Origin of the sequence: Franconibacter sp. IITDAS19 (genome assembly GCF_023079515.1) — a bacterium.
In the GTDB taxonomy this organism is placed as follows: Bacteria; Pseudomonadota; Gammaproteobacteria; order Enterobacterales; family Enterobacteriaceae; genus Franconibacter; species Franconibacter pulveris.
In genome coordinates, this window is record NZ_JALJCP010000007.1 from 64,216 (window position 1) to 83,038 (window position 18,823).

Annotated in this window: 12 protein-coding genes; 8 read left to right on the forward strand and 4 right to left on the reverse strand. The window is 58.6% G+C overall.

Features of this window, described 5'->3' with window-relative positions; all coding sequences use genetic code 11:
* Positions 1–2 precede the first annotated feature (2 nt).
* From MT962_RS16420 to MT962_RS16435, 4 genes are all read right to left on the reverse strand, one after another.
* Positions 3–779, reverse strand: a complete 777-nt coding sequence (locus MT962_RS16420) for a MurR/RpiR family transcriptional regulator (RefSeq protein ID WP_024560291.1) — start codon at positions 777–779, stop codon at positions 3–5.
* Complete coding sequence (gene sseA / locus MT962_RS16425) at positions 779–1,627, reverse strand: 3-mercaptopyruvate sulfurtransferase (RefSeq protein ID WP_024558744.1); 849 nt, start codon at positions 1,625–1,627, stop codon at positions 779–781. Before sseA ends, MT962_RS16420 begins: the two co-directional genes overlap by 1 nt.
* 93 nt (positions 1,628–1,720) lie before the next feature.
* Complete coding sequence (locus MT962_RS16430) at positions 1,721–3,085, reverse strand: 6-phospho-alpha-glucosidase (RefSeq protein WP_024558743.1); 1,365 nt, start codon at positions 3,083–3,085, stop codon at positions 1,721–1,723.
* A gap of 12 nt (positions 3,086–3,097) precedes the next feature.
* Positions 3,098–4,642, reverse strand: coding sequence for a PTS transporter subunit EIIC (locus MT962_RS16435; protein ID WP_024558742.1), 1,545 nt, complete (start codon positions 4,640–4,642; stop codon positions 3,098–3,100).
* Between the two features lie 321 nt (positions 4,643–4,963).
* Here MT962_RS16435 and MT962_RS16440 point away from each other — a divergent pair, with 321 nt between their 5' ends.
* From MT962_RS16440 to MT962_RS16475, 8 genes are all read left to right on the forward strand, one after another.
* Positions 4,964–9,928, forward strand: a complete 4,965-nt coding sequence (locus MT962_RS16440; protein WP_247366070.1) for an alpha-2-macroglobulin — start codon at positions 4,964–4,966, stop codon at positions 9,926–9,928.
* Positions 9,929–9,955: 27 nt separating this feature from the next.
* Complete coding sequence (gene pbpC, locus MT962_RS16445; protein ID WP_048888587.1) at positions 9,956–12,262, forward strand: peptidoglycan glycosyltransferase PbpC; 2,307 nt, start codon at positions 9,956–9,958, stop codon at positions 12,260–12,262.
* Between the two features lie 165 nt (positions 12,263–12,427).
* Complete coding sequence (ndk, locus tag MT962_RS16450; RefSeq protein WP_024555254.1) at positions 12,428–12,859, forward strand: nucleoside-diphosphate kinase; 432 nt, start codon at positions 12,428–12,430, stop codon at positions 12,857–12,859.
* Between the two features lie 177 nt (positions 12,860–13,036).
* Positions 13,037–14,203 (forward strand): bifunctional tRNA (adenosine(37)-C2)-methyltransferase TrmG/ribosomal RNA large subunit methyltransferase RlmN, encoded by a 1,167-nt coding sequence (locus MT962_RS16455; RefSeq protein ID WP_024558739.1) that lies wholly within the window; start codon positions 13,037–13,039, stop codon positions 14,201–14,203.
* Between the two features lie 397 nt (positions 14,204–14,600).
* On the forward strand, positions 14,601–15,626 hold the full coding sequence (rodZ, locus tag MT962_RS16460; protein ID WP_024560295.1) for a cytoskeleton protein RodZ: 1,026 nt from the start codon (positions 14,601–14,603) through the stop codon (positions 15,624–15,626).
* A gap of 26 nt (positions 15,627–15,652) precedes the next feature.
* Complete coding sequence (ispG, locus tag MT962_RS16465) at positions 15,653–16,771, forward strand: flavodoxin-dependent (E)-4-hydroxy-3-methylbut-2-enyl-diphosphate synthase (protein WP_024558737.1); 1,119 nt, start codon at positions 15,653–15,655, stop codon at positions 16,769–16,771.
* Between the two features lie 112 nt (positions 16,772–16,883).
* Positions 16,884–18,158, forward strand: coding sequence for a histidine--tRNA ligase (hisS, locus tag MT962_RS16470; protein WP_024558736.1), 1,275 nt, complete (start codon positions 16,884–16,886; stop codon positions 18,156–18,158).
* Positions 18,159–18,194: 36 nt separating this feature from the next.
* Positions 18,195–18,815, forward strand: coding sequence for a YfgM family protein (locus tag MT962_RS16475; RefSeq protein ID WP_024558735.1), 621 nt, complete (start codon positions 18,195–18,197; stop codon positions 18,813–18,815).
* The last annotated feature ends 8 nt before the right edge of the window (positions 18,816–18,823 follow it).

Below are 18,823 nucleotides of genomic sequence, written 5' to 3' on the forward strand. Positions count from 1 at the left end.
CATTACGCCATCGCCTGCAGCAAAAGCAGATCGATAAGCAGCACCAGGTTGGACTCAAACGAGGTAATGCCGTCCGCTTGCGCCGCGAAATGGATCCCTTCGTCATAAAGGGCGAAATGCAGGTCGGCCATCGCCGCCAGGCTGTTGGGCGAGGCGCGGGTAAAGGCCACCACTTTCATACCCACGTTTTGCGCAATGCGGGCTTTATCCAGCACCTGCTCGGTTTCGCCGCTGCGGGAAACGGCGATAAACACTTCATACCGGGAAGCGTTGCTGAGAAAAATCGCCCGGCTGTCGCCCGGACCAGAAATAAACGCCGTCTTGCCCAGCACCTGCAGCTTTTTGGTCAGGTACTCGGCGAAAAGCCAGGAAAAACCGGCGCCGTAGAGAAAGAAATGTTCTTTCTCACGCAGCAGCTGCGAAAACAGCGCCATTTTTTCCGGCGTCACCCACTGAAAGGTGCGCCGGTAATTGCTGAGGAAACGTTCAAACAGCGCGGGCACCGCGTCGCTCTGCGCGGCGGGCGCTTCACTGGCGATATGCGGCGAGGCGGAAAGCAGTTGCTTGCAGTGCCAGATAAGCTCGCTGTAGCCGCTAAAACCGAGCTTCTGGCACAAACGCATAATGGTGGCGGTGGAGACGTATGTCGCCTGCGCCAGTTCGCGCACCGTGACCTTGCCTACCAGTAAAGGGTGGCCGGTCAGGTGCGACAAAACGCGATACTCCGCGCGCGTCAACGACTCCCCGCGCGTCAGCAGCGGCGCAAGGCGGCTGTCCATTATTGCGCCGGTTCGATGGGCAGGTCGTTGCGCGCGCCCCATTCGCTCCAGGAGCCGTCGTAAAGTTTAACCTCTTCCACCCCGAGCGTGGCGAGCGCCAGCATCACCACCGCCGCGGTTACGCCGGAGCCGCAGCTGGCGATAATGGGCTGCGTCAGATTAACCCCCTGGCGGTTAAACACCTCCTGTAACTCGTCAGTGGTTTTTAACTGCCCTTTAATCACTAAGTCGGTCCAGGGCACGTTCAGCGCGCCGGGAATATGGCCGCGTTTCAGGCCGGGGCGCGGTTCGTCCGCTTCGGCGTTAAAGCGTGCGGCGGGACGTGCGTCGACCAGTTGCGCGGTTTTTTCATGGCTCGCCAGCAAGACTTCCGGCAGGCGCTTTATCAGCGAGTCGTCAAACTTCACCTCGAAGTCGCCTTCCGGCAGGCTGACCTCGCCTTCAATAAGCGGATAACCGTCGCGCTGCCACTCCGCCAGCCCGCCCGCCAGAATCGATACGTTCTGCACGCCAAAAGCGCGCAGCATCCACCAGGCGCGCGGCGCGGAGAAGAGGTTGCCTTCGTCATAGACCACCAGGTGTTTATCGCTGCTGACGCCCAGCTCGCGCATCGCCACCGCGAACGTTTCCGGGCGCGGCATCATGTGGGGCAGGGAGGTGGTATGATCGGAGAGGGCTTCGATATCAAAAAAGACCGCGCCGGGAATATGGCCCGCGCGGTACTCTTCAGCCATATTGCGCAGATGCTCCTGACCTGCGGGCGCCATACGGGCGTCGAGGATCTGGATTTCCGGATCGTCGATATGCTCTGCGAGCCAGTCGCCCGCGACAAAGAAAGTGGTGGACATGGTTTTCTCCGTGTCAAAACTGAGAAACGGATTGTCAGCGCTTTTCCGCCGGACCACAAGGACACCACTTTCATGTCGCGAGCTGGCTCGAAATTATTGCGCCGCCTCCCCGTTCCGCCAGGCTTTTTGCAGCGCTGGCCAGTAGTCGCGGTTCGCGTCGATCATCTCATCGAGAATCGCTCTGGCGTGCTGCATCGTGGGAACAGTACGGTTAAGTGTAAACGCCTGGAGCGCTTTTTCGTAACTGCCTTCAATGGTGGCTTCCACCAGCAGCTGTTCTGAAGCGAGTTGCTGCATCAGCAGCGTCTGGTGGAACAGCGGCACCGCGCCCATGCGCACAGGTTCCGGCCCGGCGGCGGTGATGTAAGCGGGCACTTCCACCATCGCGTCGTAAGGCAGATTGGCGATAGCGCCTTTGTTCTCGACGATGACCAGGTGGCGTTGACGTAAGTCGAAGGCGAGCGAGCAGGCGACATCCACGATAAACGCGCCGTGTACGCCCACATGGAACGCATCTGGCAACACGCCGGTGCGCTTATACTCCTGCGCGGCAGCGAAAAGCTTTTTCTCACGGCCGTTCATCACTTCATTGGCGCGGGTGTAGTTCGGGTCCTGATGCTCGACGATGTCGTTTGGCATCAGGTAGTACTGCAGATAAGGGTTCGGCAGGTAATCCGGGAAGTGGTCCATAATCGGCTTGATGTTGCGCCAGGTCTTCACCCAGGACGGATCGGAATGTTGCGGGTCCGTTTGCGCCGCGTCTTCGGTCAGCAGGCCGAATTTCGCAATGTGGCGACGCAGCTCCGGTAACCGGTCTTCGCCGTCTACCATCACGCGGGTAAACCAGCCGAAGTGGTTCAGGCCGAAATAATCCACCTCCAGTTTATGACGATCGACGCCCAGGATCGCCCCCATATTGCGCATCGCCGCGACGGGCATATCGCAGATATTGAGCACGCGGGCGTGCGGGCGAAGGCGGCGCACCCCTTCAGCGACAATCGCTGCCGGGTTGGAGTAGTTCACAATCCAGGCCTTGTCATCGGCGTAGCGCTCAACCAGATCGATAAGCTCTACCATCGGCAGAATGGTGCGCAAGCCATATGCCAGCCCGCCGGGACCGCAGGTCTCCTGGCCCACCACACCGTGGCGCAGCGGGATCTTTTCATCCTGCTCGCGCATCTTGTACTGACCCACGCGCATCTGAGCGAATACGAAATGCGCGCCGCTGAACGCCACTTCCGGGTCGCTGGTGGTGGTAAATTTTATGGTCTGGCTGTGGTCGCGGATAACCTTTTCCACCACCGGCGCGATGGTCTCCTGGCGCGCGCTGTCGATGTCATAGAGACGGATCTCGGCGAGCGGAAAATCGCTTAAGCGCACCATCAGGCTTTTCACAATGCCTGGCGTATAGGTGCTGCCGCCGCCGGCGATGGATAAAATAAAGGGAGGTTTCAACATCATAAGCTCCTGTCAGAGAAACATTTCGACTGCTTCACGCATCTTTTTCACATGCAGTCCGTAGACCACCTGAACGTTATTGCCTTGCTTAATCACCCCTTTGGCGCCGGTTGCTTTCAGACGAGGCTCATCGATAGCGGCGACGTCGCGCACCGTGACGCGCAGGCGGGTATAACAGTTGTCCACCACTTCAATATTTGTCCGGCCGCCCAGACCTTCGATAATCGCTTCGCCAAGGCCCTCGTTGGCGCCTTTCGCCTGGTACTCCTGCTTGCTGTACAGGCGCGTCTCCTGGTCTTCTTCTTCACGCCCCGGGGTTTTCATGTCGAAGCGGCGGATGAGAAAGCGGAAAATCACGAAGTACAGCGTCGCCATGATCAGGCCCACCAGGATATACATCGGCCAGTTTGATTTGGCGGTGCCAAGCGGCAGGTTATAGAGAATGAAATCGATAATGCCGTTAGCGCCGATGGCGTGAACGCCGAGCAGGTAAAACAGCATCATGCCGAGGCCTGTCAGCACCGCGTGCACCACAAAAAGCAGCGGCGCGATAAACAGGAAAGAGAACTCGATAGGCTCGGTGACGCCTACCAGCATCGACGTGAGCGCCGCCGGGATGAGAATGGCTTTGGCCGCCGCCTTGCGTTCGGGTTTCGCCGTCATATACATGGCAAGCGCCGCAGCGGGCAGGCCGAACATTTTGCTGATGCCGCGGGCGTCCCATACCACCGTGCTGCTTAGCTGCGTAACGGTTGGGCAGGCCATTTCGGCGAAGTAAATATTGCGCGCGCCTTGATAGACGGTGCCGCATACCTCCTGCGTGCCGCCAAGCTCGGTATAAAGAAACGGGGTATAGACCAGGTGATGCAGGCCGGTCGGTACCAGAATGCGCTCAAGGAAGCCATACACCGCCACGCCAAACGGTCCGGCGCCTTTAATGGCGAGCGCCATCGCGCTGATGCCGTGCTGGGCGAAAGGCCACAGTTCGCTCATTATCACCCCAAGCACCATCGACACCGGCAGCATGATGATGGCGACAAAACAGTGGCCGGAGTAAATGGCCATCGCCCCGGAAAACTGCACGCTGGAGTAGCGGTTATAGAGATAGCCGGAAAGCGCGCCGGTCAGAATGCCGGCAAAAACACCCATCTCCAGCACCTGTACGCCCAGCACCATGCTCTGGCCCGCCGCGCGCATCTGGTCGGCAGGCGCCAGTTCGCCCTGCATCGCAAGCGTAACGCTCATGGCGTTAATAAAGACCACAAAGGTGACCAGCCCAATCAGCGCCGCGTAGCCTTTATCCCGCGCCGCCAGCCCTATGGGGATGCCGACGGCGAAAACCAGCGCCAGGTTCGCCAGTACGGAGACCGCCGATTTCGCGATCAGTTGACCAATGTTTTGAATGGCAGGGTGACCGAGGAAGGGCAGGTAATCAGCAAGGTTGCCGTTTCCCAGCACGTTGCCGAAAGCGATAAACAGACCGACGATGGGTAAAATCAGCACCGGTCCGTACAGCGACTTGCCGAAGTTTTGTAGGGCGTTCACGGCTCGTTTCATTCAGCACTCTCTTTTTTATAGTGGGCTAAACCGTAATTGCTAAAGGTATGCCGTTAAAAGTACATTCCATGCCGGGGCCTTTCCAGCTATCTCTTTGTTTTAAAAACAAATGACTGCCAAGGTAACATGTAACGTTATGGCTTGTGATCGCGGTTGCAAATCGGTTTTTCGCCCGGACAGCAGCAAATTTCATCGTCTTGCATCGGCTTTGCGAGACGCGGTTCAGAAATAAAAATGGTGGCTTTTGTATTTGCTGAAGTTGCGCATAATACTTGCCGGTACTGAAACCCTTTGGGGGCCGTTTCGGCCAGGGATAAAAAAATGAATCGAGTACGACTGGCTGCCTTATCGGCGGCATGGCTGGCCGCGCTTACGCTTATGGGGTGCGATAATAACGATAACGCGGCGGTAAGCCCGGCGAGCGCGCAGCAAAGCCGCGCGCCTGAACCGCAAGCGGCGCAAAACGCGAAGCCCGACGCGGCGACGCTGCAAAAGCTGGCGGCGCAAAGCGCGGGCAAACCGCTTGCCTTAACCGATGCCTCGGAAGTGCAGCTTGAAGGCGCAAGCGCTCTGGCGCTCGCCTTCTCCATTCCGCTCGACCCGGAGCAGGAGTTCTCGCGCGTTGTTCATCTGGTCGACAAAAAAAGTGGCAAAGTGGATGGCGCATGGGAGCTTTCAGCCAATCTTAAAGAGCTGCGTCTGCGCCATCTGGAGCCAAACCGGGAGCTGGTGCTGACCATCGACAGCGGACTACAGGCGCTCAACAAATCCTCCTTTGGTAAAGAGTATGAAAAAACCATTACCACGCGCGATATAGCGCCTGGCGTCGGCTTCGCCAGCCGCGGCTCGCTGCTGCCGGGGAAAGTCGTGCAGGGGCTGCCGGTCATGGCGCTTAATGTGAATAGCGTCGACGTCAATTTTTATCGCGTGAAGGCGGAGTCGCTACCCTCTTTCGTCAGCCAGTGGGAGTACCGCAGTTCCCTGACCAACTGGGAATCCGATCAACTGCTGAAAATGGCGGACCTGGTTTATACCGGGCGCTTCGATCTCAACCCGGCGCGCAATACCCGCGAAAAGCTGCTGCTGCCGTTGAACGATATCAAGCCGTTGCAGCAGCCGGGCGTTTACCTTGCCGTTATGAATCAGGCGGGCCATTACAACTACAGCAACGCCGCAACGCTGTTCACGCTGAGCGATATCGGTCTCTCTGTCCACCGCTACCATAACCGGCTTGATATTTTCACCCAGAGTCTTGAGAACGGCGCGGCGCAAAGCGGCGTGGAAGTCCGCCTGCTGAATGACAAGGGGCAGACGCTTGGCGAGGCGAAAACCGACGGCGACGGCCACGCCATGCTGGATGACCACAAAGAGGCGGCGCTGGTGCTGACGCGCCTTGGTGAACAGACCACGCTGCTCGATCTCAACCTGCCGGCGTTAGATCTCGCGGAATTCCAGATTGGCGGCGACACGGGTTACAGCAAGCAGTTCTTTATGTTTGGCCCTCGCGATCTTTATCGCCCAGGGGAAACGGTCATTCTCAACGCGCTGCTTCGCGATGGCGACGGCAAGCCGCTGCCTGCGCAGCCAGTTAAATTCGAGATGGTGAAACCGGATGGGCAGGTCGCGCGCACGCTGGTGGTAGAGCCAAAAAACGGCCTGTACCAGTTAGCGCTGCCGGTTGACAGCCGCGCCCCAACCGGCGGCTGGCATATCCGCGCCAACACCGGCGACAACCTGCCCCGCGACTGGCGCTTCCAGGTGGAAGACTTTATGCCGGAGCGGCTGGCGCTGAACATTACGGCGCAACAAGCGCCCATCGCGCCCGCAGATACGGTGAATTTTGCGGTAACAGGCCATTATCTGTATGGCGCGCCAGCATCTGGCAACAGCCTCCAGGGGCAGCTTTTTGTGCGTCCGCTGCGAGATGCAGTAGCGCAGCTGCCTGGCTTTCAGTTCGGCGATATTGCCGAAGAGAATCTCTCCCGCAGCCTGGATGAAGTGCAGCTTACGCTGGATGACGAAGGGCATGGTCAGATAGAGGTGCCGAGCCAGTGGGGCGAAAGCCGCTCGCCGCTGCGCGTTATTTTGCAGGCGAGCCTGCTGGAATCAGGCGGTCGTCCGGTAACCCGCCGCGTGGAGCAGCCGGTATGGCCCGCTAAAAATCTGCCGGGCATTCGTCCCCAATTCGGCGACAAAGCCGTTTATGACTACCGCACGGGCGATACCACCAATCAGCCGATGGTGGATGAAGGCGGCAACGCCGCTTTCGACATCGTTTATGCCGACAGCCAGGGCGTTAAAACGGCGGTATCGGGCCTGCAGGTGCGGTTGATTCGCGAGCGTCGCGACTATTACTGGAACTGGTCGGAAAACGAAGGCTGGCAGTCGCAGTTCGACCAGAAAGATCTGGTGGAAGGCGAACAAACGCTTAATCTCGCGGCGGATGAAACCGGCAACGTCAGCTTCCCGGTAGAGTGGGGGTCTTACCGTCTGGAGGTCAAAGCGCCGGATGAAACCGTCAGCAGCGTGCGTTTCTGGGCGGGCTACAGCTGGCAGGATAATAGCGAAGGCGGCGCAGGGGCGCCGAGGCCGGACCGCGTTACGCTAAAAATCGACAAACCGACCTACCAGCCAGGCGACACGATTAACCTGCACATTGCCGCGCCAGCCGCCGGTAAAGGTTATGCGATGGTGGAGTCGAGCGACGGTCCGCTGTGGTGGCAGGAGATAGACGTGCCGGAAAAAGGGCTGGATATTGCGATTCCGGTCGATAAAGCCTGGCAGCGTCACGATCTCTATCTCAGCGCGCTGGTGGTCCGCCCGGGCGATAAATCCCGTTCTGCAACGCCCAAACGCGCCGTAGGGCTGCTGCATTTACCGCTTGGCGATGAGAGCCGTCGCCTGGCGCTGAGCCTGGAATCACCGCAAAAAATGCGCCCGAATCAGCCGCTCACGGTAAAAGTGAAGGCCAGCGTGAAGAACGGCAAAATGCCTGAACAGGTTAATGTGCTGCTGTCCGCAGTGGACAGCGGCGTGCTTAATATCACCGATTATGTCACGCCTGACCCGTGGCGCGCCTTTTTCGGCCAGAAGCGCTATGGCGCGGATATTTACGATATCTACGGCCAGGTTATTGAAGGGCAGGGGCGGCTGGCCGCGCTGCGTTTTGGCGGCGACGGCGATGAGCTTAACCGCGGCGGCAAACCGCCGGTCAACCATGTCACCATTATTGCCCAGCAGGCGCAGCCGGTGCTGTTGGACGCCGATGGCGAAGGCACGGTGACGCTGCCGATTGGCGATTTCAACGGCGAGCTGCGCGTTATGGCGCAGGCATGGACTGACGATCGCTTCGGCAGCGCGGAAGGAAAGGTGATCGTGGCCGCGCCGCTGATTGCGGAACTGAGCACGCCTCGCTTTATGGCAGGCGGGGATGTTTCACGCCTGGCGCTGGATATCACTAACCTCACGGATAAACCGCAGCAGTTAACCGCGCAGTTCACGACCAGCGGGCTGGCGCAGCTTGAAACAAATGATACGAAGCAACTGCAGCTCGCGCCGAATGCTCGCCAGACGGTGTTTATCCCTGTGCGGGCAGGGCAGGGCTATGGCGATGGCGAAATAAGCGCTCGCATTAGCGGTCTTGTTCTGCCGAATGAGACATTCGCGCCGTTGGTCAAACAGTGGAAAGTGGGCGTGCGTCCGGCTTTTGCCGCGCAGACTGTCAACAGCGGCGCTGTGCTTGGCCCGGGCGAAGTCTGGACGCCCGCCGCGCGTCATGTGACTGGGCTGGATGTCGCCACGCTTGGCGGACGACTGCTGCTGAGCGGGCAGGCGCCGCTTAACATTGCCCGCTATATCCAGGAGCTTAAGGCCTACCCTTACGGCTGCCTTGAACAGACCACCAGCGGCCTGTTCCCATCGCTCTACACCAATGCCGCGCAGCTTAAATCTTTAGGGATCAAAGGAGAAAGCGATGAACAGCGCCGGGCCGCTGTGGATATCGGTATTGCGCGTCTGCTGGAAATGCAGCGTGAAGAGGGCGGCTTTGGGCTGTGGGATAAAGAAGGCCCGGAAGAGTACTGGGCGACCGCCTATGTTACTGACTTCCTGGTGCGCGCTGGCGAGCAGGGCTATAGCGTTTCCACCGAAGCGCTTAACAAAGCCAATAACCGCCTGCTGCGCTACCTGCAGGATCCGGGCGTGATGGCGCTGCGCTATAGCGATGACACGCCTGCCAGTAAATTCGCCGTACAGGCTTATGCGGGCCTGGTGCTGGCGCGTCAACAAAAAGCGCCGCTGGGCGCGCTTCGCGAATTGTGGGAGCAGCGCGCGGCGGCGCGCTCCGGGTTGCCGCTGGTGCAGCTTGGCGTAGCGTTGCAGTTGATGGGCGACGCGCCCCGCGCCAAAGAGGCGATAGAGACGGGGCTTAAGACCGGACGCAGCGAAAAAGCTGGCTGGCTTGGCGATTATGGCAGCACGCTTCGCGATAATGCGCTTAAGCTCGCGCTGCTTCAGGAAAACAAACTGCTGCCGCTGGCGCAGAACCAGCTTGTCACTTCGCTTTCCGAAGAGGCTTATAGCCAGCGCTGGCTTTCAACCCAGGAGAGCAACGCGCTGTTCCTTGCCGGACGCAGCCTGCAAAGCCAGCCGGCGGCATGGCAGGCGCAAACCTCGCTGCCGGGGCAGTTCCTGCAGGGTGATAAAGCGCAGGCGATTCCGGTCTCAGGCGAACAACTGGCGTCGCTTCAGGTAACCAACACGGGCAGCTCGCCGCTCTGGCTGCGTCTGGACAGCAGCGGCTATCCGCTTGAGGCGCCCGCGCCTGGCGGCAACGTGCTGCACATTGAACGCCACTTCCTTGACAGCAAAGGCCAGCCGAAACCGCTTTCCAGCCTGAAAAGCGGCGAACTGGTGATGGTCTGGCTTGATGTCTGGGCCGACAAAACGGTGCCGGACGCGCTGGTTGTGGATCTGCTGCCCGCCGGGCTCGAGCTGGAAAACCAGAATCTGGCGAATGCCAGCGCCAGCCTGAATAACGCTGGCAGCGAAGCGGAAAACCTGATTAACCGCATGCAGCAACTGGACATTCAGCACATGGAGTTTCGCGACGATCGCTTCGTTGCGGCGCTGCCGGTAAACGAAGGGGAACATGTCACGCTGGTATACCTGGCCCGTGCCGTCACGCCGGGCAGCTATACCATTCCTGCTCCGCAGGTTGAGTCGATGTATATTCCCCAGTGGCGAGCTAACGGCGCGGGCGGTGAAACCCTCAGTGTTACGCCTTAAACGAGCCTTATTGTGAGAAGGCGTTTAATGCGGCGTCGCTGGCTCTGGCTGGCGGCGCTGCCGCTCCTGTTGATGCTGATGTTGTGGAGCGCCGACCGGCTCTGGCCGCTGCCGCTGCGCGAAGTGCATCCTGCGCGTGTTGTCGTCACGGAAGCGGGCGTGCCGCTGTGGCGCTTTGCCGATGAAAACGGCATCTGGCGTTATCCAGTCTCTCTGAATGAGGTTTCGCCCCGCTATCTTGAAGCGCTGCTGAACTACGAAGACCGCTGGTTCTGGAAACACCCCGGCGTAAATCCTTTTTCCGTGCTGCGCGCCGCCTGGCAGGATTTACGGGCGGGCCATGTCGTATCCGGCGGCAGCACGCTTACCATGCAGGTGGCGCGCTTATTGGACCCCCATCCGCGAACGCCTGGCGGCAAGCTTCGCCAGTTGTGGCGAGCCCTGCAGCTGGAGTGGCATCTTTCAAAAACGGATATCCTCACGCTCTATCTTAACCGCGCGCCTTTCGGCGGTACGCTGCAGGGCGTAGGCGCAGCAAGCTGGGCCTATCTGGGCAAATCGCCTGAACGGCTGAGCTACGCCGACGCCGCGCTACTGGCGGTGTTGCCGCAGGCGCCGAGCCGGCTGCGGCCCGACCGCTGGCCGCAGCGCGCTCAGGCAGCGCGCGACAAAGTGCTGCGGCGAATGGCGAAGGAAGGCGTCTGGAGCGACAGGCAGGTCAAAGAGTCCCTGCAAGAGCCTGTATGGCTTGCGCCGCGTCAGATGCCGCAACTGGCGCCGCTCTTCGCCCGCCATCTGGCCCAGCGCGAGGCTGGCGTAAAAATTGTTTCCACACTCGACGCCGCGCTTCAGCGGCAACTGGAGGCGCTGGCGCTTAACCTGAAAAGCCGTTTACCGGCCCGCAGCTCGCTGGCGATGCTGGTGGTGGACCATCAAAGCATGAAGGTGCGCGGCTGGGTCGGGTCAGCGGATATCGATGATGATAGCCGTTTTGGCCATGTGGATATGGTCACGGCCGTGCGTTCTCCTGGCTCGGTGCTTAAACCCTTTATCTATGGCTTCGCGCTGGATGACGGGCTGATCCATCCCGCCTCTTTACTACAGGATGTGCCGCGTCGTTTTGGGGATTACCGCCCCGGAAATTTCGACAGCGGTTTTAACGGCCCGGTCAGCATGAGCGAAGCGCTGGTGCGTTCGCTCAACCTTCCGGCGGTGCAGGTGCTGGAGGCCTATGGACCCAGGCGTTTTACCGGCAGGTTGCGAAATGCCGGCCTACAGTTGCGGTTCCCGCCAGCGGCTGAGCCAAGCCTTGCTATTATTCTTGGCGGGGCGGGCGCCCGGCTTGATGAACTGGTCGCCGCGTATAGCGCCTTTGCCCGCCATGGTCGGGCAGGGCAATTGCGGCTGACGCCGCAGGATCCTTTACTTGAACGTCCCCTGATGTCGCAGGGCGCGGCGTGGATTATTCGCCGCATTCTGGCCAATGAAGCGCAGCCGCTGCCGGACAGCTCGCTGCCGCAAACCGTGCCGCTGGCATGGAAAACCGGCACCAGCTATGGCTACCGCGACGCCTGGGCCATTGGCATCACTGCGCAATATGTCATTGGCGTCTGGACAGGAAGACCCGACGGTACGCCGGTCGCAGGGCAGTTTGGTTTCGCCAGCGCCGTGCCGGTACTCAATCAGATCAACAATCTGTTGCAGGCAGGCGTACAGAGCCAGCGCATTGCGCAGCCTGTCGATCCGCGTCCCGCTTCGGTGACTTCCGCCGCGATCTGCTGGCCTGGCGGGCAAGCTCTGCCCGCAGGCGACACGAACTGTCGTCGTCGGCTTGCGACCTGGCTGCTGGACAACAGCGAACCGCCAACGCTGCTGGCGCAGGGGCAGGAGAGTAACCAGGGCATCGTTCGCCCGGTCTGGCTTAACAAGAAAGGCGAGCGTGTGGCCGCCGATTGTCCCGAGGCGATAAAAAAGGACGTTCTGCTTTGGCCTTTGCCGCTGGAGCCCTGGCTGCCGGCGTCCGAGCGTCGTGCGGCGCGCTTGCCGCCTGCCTCAGCAAGCTGCCCGCCAATGCAGGCGGAGGATGTCGCGCCGCTGCTGATTTCCGGCGTTAGCGATGGCGCGATAGTGAAACGGCTGCCCGGCCAGACGGCGCTCTCCTTACGCATTGTCAGTCAGGGTGGGCAGGGCAGGCGCTGGTGGTTTTTAAATGGCGACCTGCTTGAAGCGAGCGGCAACAGCGTAACGTTAATGCCGCAAAAAAGCGGTGAATATCAATTAGTGGCGCTGGATGAGGCGGGCCAAACGGCGGTAGCGCGCTTTACTTTGCAATAAGCCAAAATGGTGAAAAACGCGCTTTAAGCATGAACTGTTGCTAAAGGTAACATTATTTTAAAAAAATGTTATCCCGAACCATAGGCAAGGCTGACGTTGCTCATTATAATCGGCGCCAATTTCACTCCGGCCTGCCGGGTAAACAGAACAATTACAGAGGTAATCATGGCAATTGAACGTACTTTCTCCATCATCAAGCCGAACGCCGTAGCTAAAAACGTTATCGGCAGCATCTTTGCTCGTTTTGAATCCGCTGGTTTCAAAATTGTTGGCACCAAAATGCTGCATCTGAGCGTTGAGCAGGCTCGCGGCTTCTATGCTGAGCACGAAGGTAAACCGTTCTTTGATGGCCTGGTGGAGTTCATGACTTCCGGCCCGATCGTGGTTTCCGTACTGGAAAGCGAAAACGCGGTACAGCGTCACCGCGACCTGCTGGGCGCAACCAACCCGGCAAACGCGCTGGCCGGCACTCTGCGTGCTGATTACGCTGACAGCTTCACTGAAAACGGCACTCACGGTTCCGATTCCGTAGAATCCGCTGCGCGCGAAATCGCCTACTTCTTCGGCGAAGGCGAAGTCTGCCCGCGCACTCGCTAATCGCTGTAAAACCGAAGCGCCGCAGGAAGTTTATTTTTCTGCGACGCTTTAAGCGATGGCATCCATGCCATAGAATTTGTACAATGCTGCGCCCCGGACGAGCGTGTCTGCTCACCGGGGCGTCTCTTTTTAACCCTCCAAGGGCCATAACGTGTAATAACGAGGCCGGAATACATTATGTCTGAACACATTGTCACGCCTGAGCTCGCCTCAGCAGCCACCGCTTCCAAAGCTGAAAAAATCAACCTGCTCGACCTGAACCGTCAGCAAATGCGCGAATTCTTCAAAACGCTTGGTGAAAAGCCTTTTCGCGCCGATCAGGTGATGAAATGGATGTATCACTATTGCTGTGATGATTTCGATGAGATGACCGACATCAACAAGGTGTTGCGCGGCAAGCTCAAAGAGGTGGCGGAAATCCGTGCGCCGGAAGTCGTTGAAGAACAACGTTCTTCCGACGGCACCATAAAATGGGCCATCGCCGTAGGCGACCAACGCGTGGAAACGGTTTATATCCCGGAAGACGATCGCGCTACCCTGTGCGTCTCTTCACAGGTTGGCTGCGCGCTGGAGTGTAAATTCTGCTCTACCGCACAGCAGGGCTTTAACCGTAACCTGCGCGTTTCAGAAATTATCGGCCAGGTATGGCGCGCCGCCAAAATTATTGGCGCGGCGAAAGTGACCGGCCAGCGTCCTATCACCAATGTGGTGATGATGGGCATGGGCGAACCGTTGCTGAACCTCACCAATGTGGTGCCGGCGATGGAGATTATGCTGGATGATTTCGGTTTTGGCCTGTCAAAACGTCGCGTTACGCTGTCTACCTCGGGCGTCGTGCCGGCGCTGGACAAGCTTGGCGATATGATTGACGTAGCGCTGGCCATTTCCCTGCACGCGCCGAACGATGAAATCCGTGACGAAATTGTCCCGATCAATAAAAAGTACAATATCGAGACTTTCCTGGCAGCAGTGCGTCGTTATCTGGAAAAATCCAACGCTAATCAGGGCCGCGTTACCATTGAGTACGTGATGCTGGACCACGTCAACGATGAGACGGAGCATGCGCACCAGCTGGCGGAACTGCTGAAAGATACGCCGTGCAAGATTAACCTGATCCCGTGGAACCCCTTCCCTGGCGCGCCCTACGGACGGAGTTCGAACAGCCGTATCGACCGTTTCTCCAAAGTGCTGATGAGCTACGGTTTCACCACCATCGTGCGCAAAACGCGCGGCGATGATATCGATGCGGCATGCGGCCAACTGGCTGGCGATGTCATCGACCGCACTAAGCGTACGATGCGTAAGCGTATGCAGGGTGAACCTATCGCCGTTAAGGCAGTCTGACAGGCAGACTGGCGGCGCGCTGGCGATGTTTACGTCAGTGCGCCGCTTGCAGGATAAAGAAGCGTAAGATGTAAATAATTACGGTGCGTTTCTTCTCGCTTTGAGGCAGTATGTAGCGTCGCAACAACAGTTTAGCTTGGCCGATTCTGGCTGTTCTGTGCGCATTAAACAGACAGGGCATAAAAAGCTGGCTATGGTTAACTGACCAGAAGCGCGTGCGTTAACAATGACACAGGCTTAACGGTGAAAACACCGTCAGTCTTTGGCATGACAGCGAGCACGTAAGCTTCAATGGGCAAACAGAGTTTTCGCGGTACGGGCGGGCAATACAGGAAACCGTAGAGTCGCCAGCCGGTGCCTGGTTCCTTAATTAAAACAGTACCAGCAGTTGTAGCTAATGAATACTGAAGCCACTCACGAACACAATGCAGCACAAACCACGGGCGAACGTCTTCGTCTTGCTCGTGAACAACTCGGACTTAGCCAGCAGGTCGTGGCGGAACGCCTTTGCCTGAAGCTCTCTACAGTTCGCGATATCGAAGAGGATAAAGCGCCTGCCGATCTGGCGTCGACTTTCCTGCGTGGCTACATCCGTTCCTATGCGCGCCTGGTGCATATTCCGGAAGAAGAACTGCTGCCGATGATGGCTAAGCAGGTGCCCGTTAAAACCGCCAAAGTCGCGCCGATGCAGACTTACGCGCTGGGCAAACGCCGTAAAAAACGCGACGGCTGGCTGATGAGCTTTACCTGGCTTATCTTGTTTGTGGTGGTCGGCCTGACAGGCGCGTGGTGGTGGCAGAACCACAAAGCGCAGCAGGAAGAGATAACCACCATGGCCGATCAGTCAAGCGCTGAACTGAACGCTTCCGGCGGCCAGGGCCAGGCCGTTCCCCTGAATACGGGCGACGCCTCCGCGGCTCAGGATCAATCCACCGTGCAGGCGACGCCGCCTGCCGATCTCCCGGACGAAACCAGCACCTCTGCCGCCAATGCGCCCGCCGCTACGGCGCAAACCAGCGCGCCGACCGCGACGCCAGTGCAGCCGCAGCAGCCGGCTGTCGTTTCGCCGAGCCAGGCGAACGTAGACGCCACAGCGCAGCAGCCTGCGCCTGCAGCCGGTCAGTTGCCGGTTGACCAGGCGGCCACAACGCCTGCGGCGGATGCTAACGCGCTGGTAATGAACTTCACCGCCGATTGCTGGCTGGAAGTTACGGACGCTACGGGTAAGAAATTGTTCAGCGGCCTGCAACGTAAGGACGCTAACCTTAATCTTTCTGGCGAGGCGCCTTACAAGCTCAAAATTGGCGCACCGTCCGCTGTCCAGATCCAGTATCAGGGTAAACCGGTTGATTTAAGTCGTTTTATCAGAACTAACCAGGTTGCTCGTCTGACCCTCAATGCCGAACAATCAGTAACGCAGTAACAGACGGGCAGTGAGGGAGAAATTTCATGCATAACGCAGCGCCGATTCAACGCAGAAAGTCTAAACGTATTTATGTCGGCAATGTGCCGATCGGCGATGGCGCCCCCATCGCCGTTCAGTCGATGACCAACACCCGCACTACGGATGTAGAAGCGACGGTCAATCAGATCAAAGCGCTTGAGCGCGTGGGCGCCGACATCGTGCGCGTATCGGTTCCTACCATGGACGCCGCTGAGGCGTTTAAACTCATCAAGCAGCAAGTCAGCGTGCCGCTGGTGGCGGACATTCACTTCGACTACCGCATCGCCCTGAAGGTGGCGGAATATGGCGTGGATTGCCTGCGCATTAACCCCGGCAACATCGGCAACGAAGAGCGCATCCGCACGGTAGTAGACTGCGCGCGCGATAAAAATATTCCTATCCGCATCGGCGTAAACGCCGGATCGCTGGAAAAAGATCTGCAGGAAAAATATGGCGAGCCCACGCCGCAGGCGCTGCTGGAATCCGCCATGCGCCATGTCGATCACCTCGATCGTCTGAACTTCGATCAATTCAAGGTGAGCGTAAAGGCCTCCGACGTGTTCCTGGCGGTCGAATCTTATCGCTTGCTGGCAAAGCAGATCGATCAACCCCTGCATCTTGGGATCACCGAAGCGGGCGGTGCACGCGCGGGCGCCGTGAAATCAGCTATCGGCCTTGGTTTGCTGCTGTCTGAAGGTATCGGCGATACCCTGCGCATTTCGCTTGCCGCCGACCCGGTGGAAGAGATCAAAGTCGGCTTCGATATTCTCAAATCCCTGCGCATTCGTTCCCGCGGCATTAACTTCATCGCCTGCCCGACCTGTTCGCGCCAGGAGTTCGACGTTATCGGCACCGTGAACGCGCTGGAGCAGCGCCTGGAGGATATCATCACGCCGATGGATGTCTCTATTATCGGCTGTGTGGTGAACGGGCCGGGCGAAGCGCTGGTTTCCACGCTTGGCGTAACCGGCGGCAACAAAAAGAGCGGCTTTTATGAAGAGGGCGTGCGTAAAGATCGTCTCGACAACGAAGAGATGATAAGTCAGCTTGAAGCGAAGATCCGCGCCAAAGCCGCCATGCTCGATGCAAGCCAGCGCATCAACGTGCAGCAACTGGAAAAATAAGGCAACTGGGAAGCGTCTGGCTTCCCGTGTATGATTGAACCCGCATGGCGCGTCGCGATTTGGCAGCGGGCCTGATTCGGGTTCATTTTTTGTATTGAATAAGAGAATAAACGTGGCAAAAAACATTCAAGCCATTCGCGGCATGAACGATTATCTGCCGGGCGAAACCGCCATCTGGCAGCGCATTGAAAGCACACTCAAACAGGTGCTCGGCAGCTACGGTTACAGCGAAATTCGTTTGCCGATTGTAGAGCAGACCCCGTTATTCAAACGCGCCATCGGTGAAGTCACAGACGTGGTTGAAAAAGAGATGTACACCTTTGAGGACCGCAACGGCGATAGCCTGACTCTGCGTCCTGAAGGGACCGCGGGCTGCGTGCGCGCCGGTATTGAACATGGTCTTCTGTACAATCAGGAACAGCGCTTGTGGTACATCGGGCCGATGTTCCGTCACGAGCGTCCGCAAAAAGGGCGCTATCGTCAGTTCCATCAGCTGGGTGTTGAAGTTTTTGGCCTGCAGGGGCCGGACATCGACGCTGAGTTGATCATGCTGACCGCTCGCTGGTGGCGTGCGCTCGGCATCGCCGACCACGTATCTCTGGAGCTCAACTCTATCGGTTCGCTGGAAGCGCGCGCGAACTATCGCGATGCGCTGGTGGCTTTCCTTGAACAGCATGTTGATAAGCTCGACGACGACTGCAAACGCCGTATGTACAGCAACCCGCTTCGCGTGCTGGACTCTAAAAATCCGGAAGTGCAGGCGCTGCTTAACGATGCGCCGACGCTTGGCGATTACCTGGATGACGAGTCGCGCGAGCATTTTGCCGGCTTGTGCGCATATCTCGATGCGGCGGGCATCGGTTATACCGTCAATCAGCGCCTCGTGCGCGGTCTCGATTACTACAACCGCACCGTGTTTGAGTGGGTGACCAGCAGCCTCGGCTCGCAGGGCACCGTCTGCGCGGGCGGGCGTTACGATGGCCTGGTTGAGCAACTGGGCGGTCGCGCAACACCGGCCGTTGGCTTCGCCATGGGGCTTGAGCGCCTCGTTTTACTGGTTCAGGCTGTGAATCCGGAATTTAAAGCCGATTCTGTTGTCGATATTTACCTGGTTGCTTCCGGCGACGGTACCCAGACGGCGGCGATGCTGCTGGCTGAAGCGGTACGCGATGCGTTCCCGGCAGGCAAGCTGATGACGAACTACGGCGGCGGCAACTTCAAGAAACAGTTCGCCCGTGCTGACAAGTGGGGCGCTCGCGTTGCGCTTGTGCTCGGCGAAAACGAAGTGGCGAACCGTCAGGTTGTCGTGAAGGACTTGCGTTCAGGTGAACAGCAGACCGTCGCGCAAAGCGACGTTGCGGCTCACCTGCAGGCGCTGCTGGGTTAATGTCCCCGGCGATTTATCGTTAAGGAGAAGGACAGCGTGGAAATCTACGAGAACGAAAACGACCAGGTCGACGCAGTAAAGCGTTTCTTTGCCGAGAACGGCAAAGCGCTGGCGGTCGGGGTGGTATTAGGGATTGGTGCGCTGGTCGGCTGGCGCTACTGGACAAGCCATGAAGTGGAGTCAGCGCGCAGCGCTTCGCTGGCCTATGACAATGCCGTTTCCGGCGTACGCGCCGATAATCCGCAATCGCTGACTGCCGTAGAGCAGTTCGCTGCGGAGAATAAAAACAACTACGGCGCGCTGGCGTCGCTGAAGCTTGCTCAGCAGTACGTTGATAAAAACGATCTGAACAAGGCTGCTGCGCAACTCCAGCAAGGGTTGAACAGCACGAAAGATGAAAATCTCCAGGCGCTTATTAATCTGCGTCTGGCGCGCGTTCAGGTTCAGCTTAAGCAGGCTGACGCGGCGCTGAAAACGCTGGAGTCGGTAAAAGGCGCGGGCTGGACGGCGATTGTCGCCGACCTGCGCGGTGAAGCGCTGCTGAGCAAAGGCGACAAGCAGGGTGCACGCGAGGCGTGGAGCAAAGGGGTTGAGAGCGATAGCTCCCCGGCGCTTCGTGAGATGATCCAGATGAAAATTAATAACTTGTCCGTCTGAGAGGGACC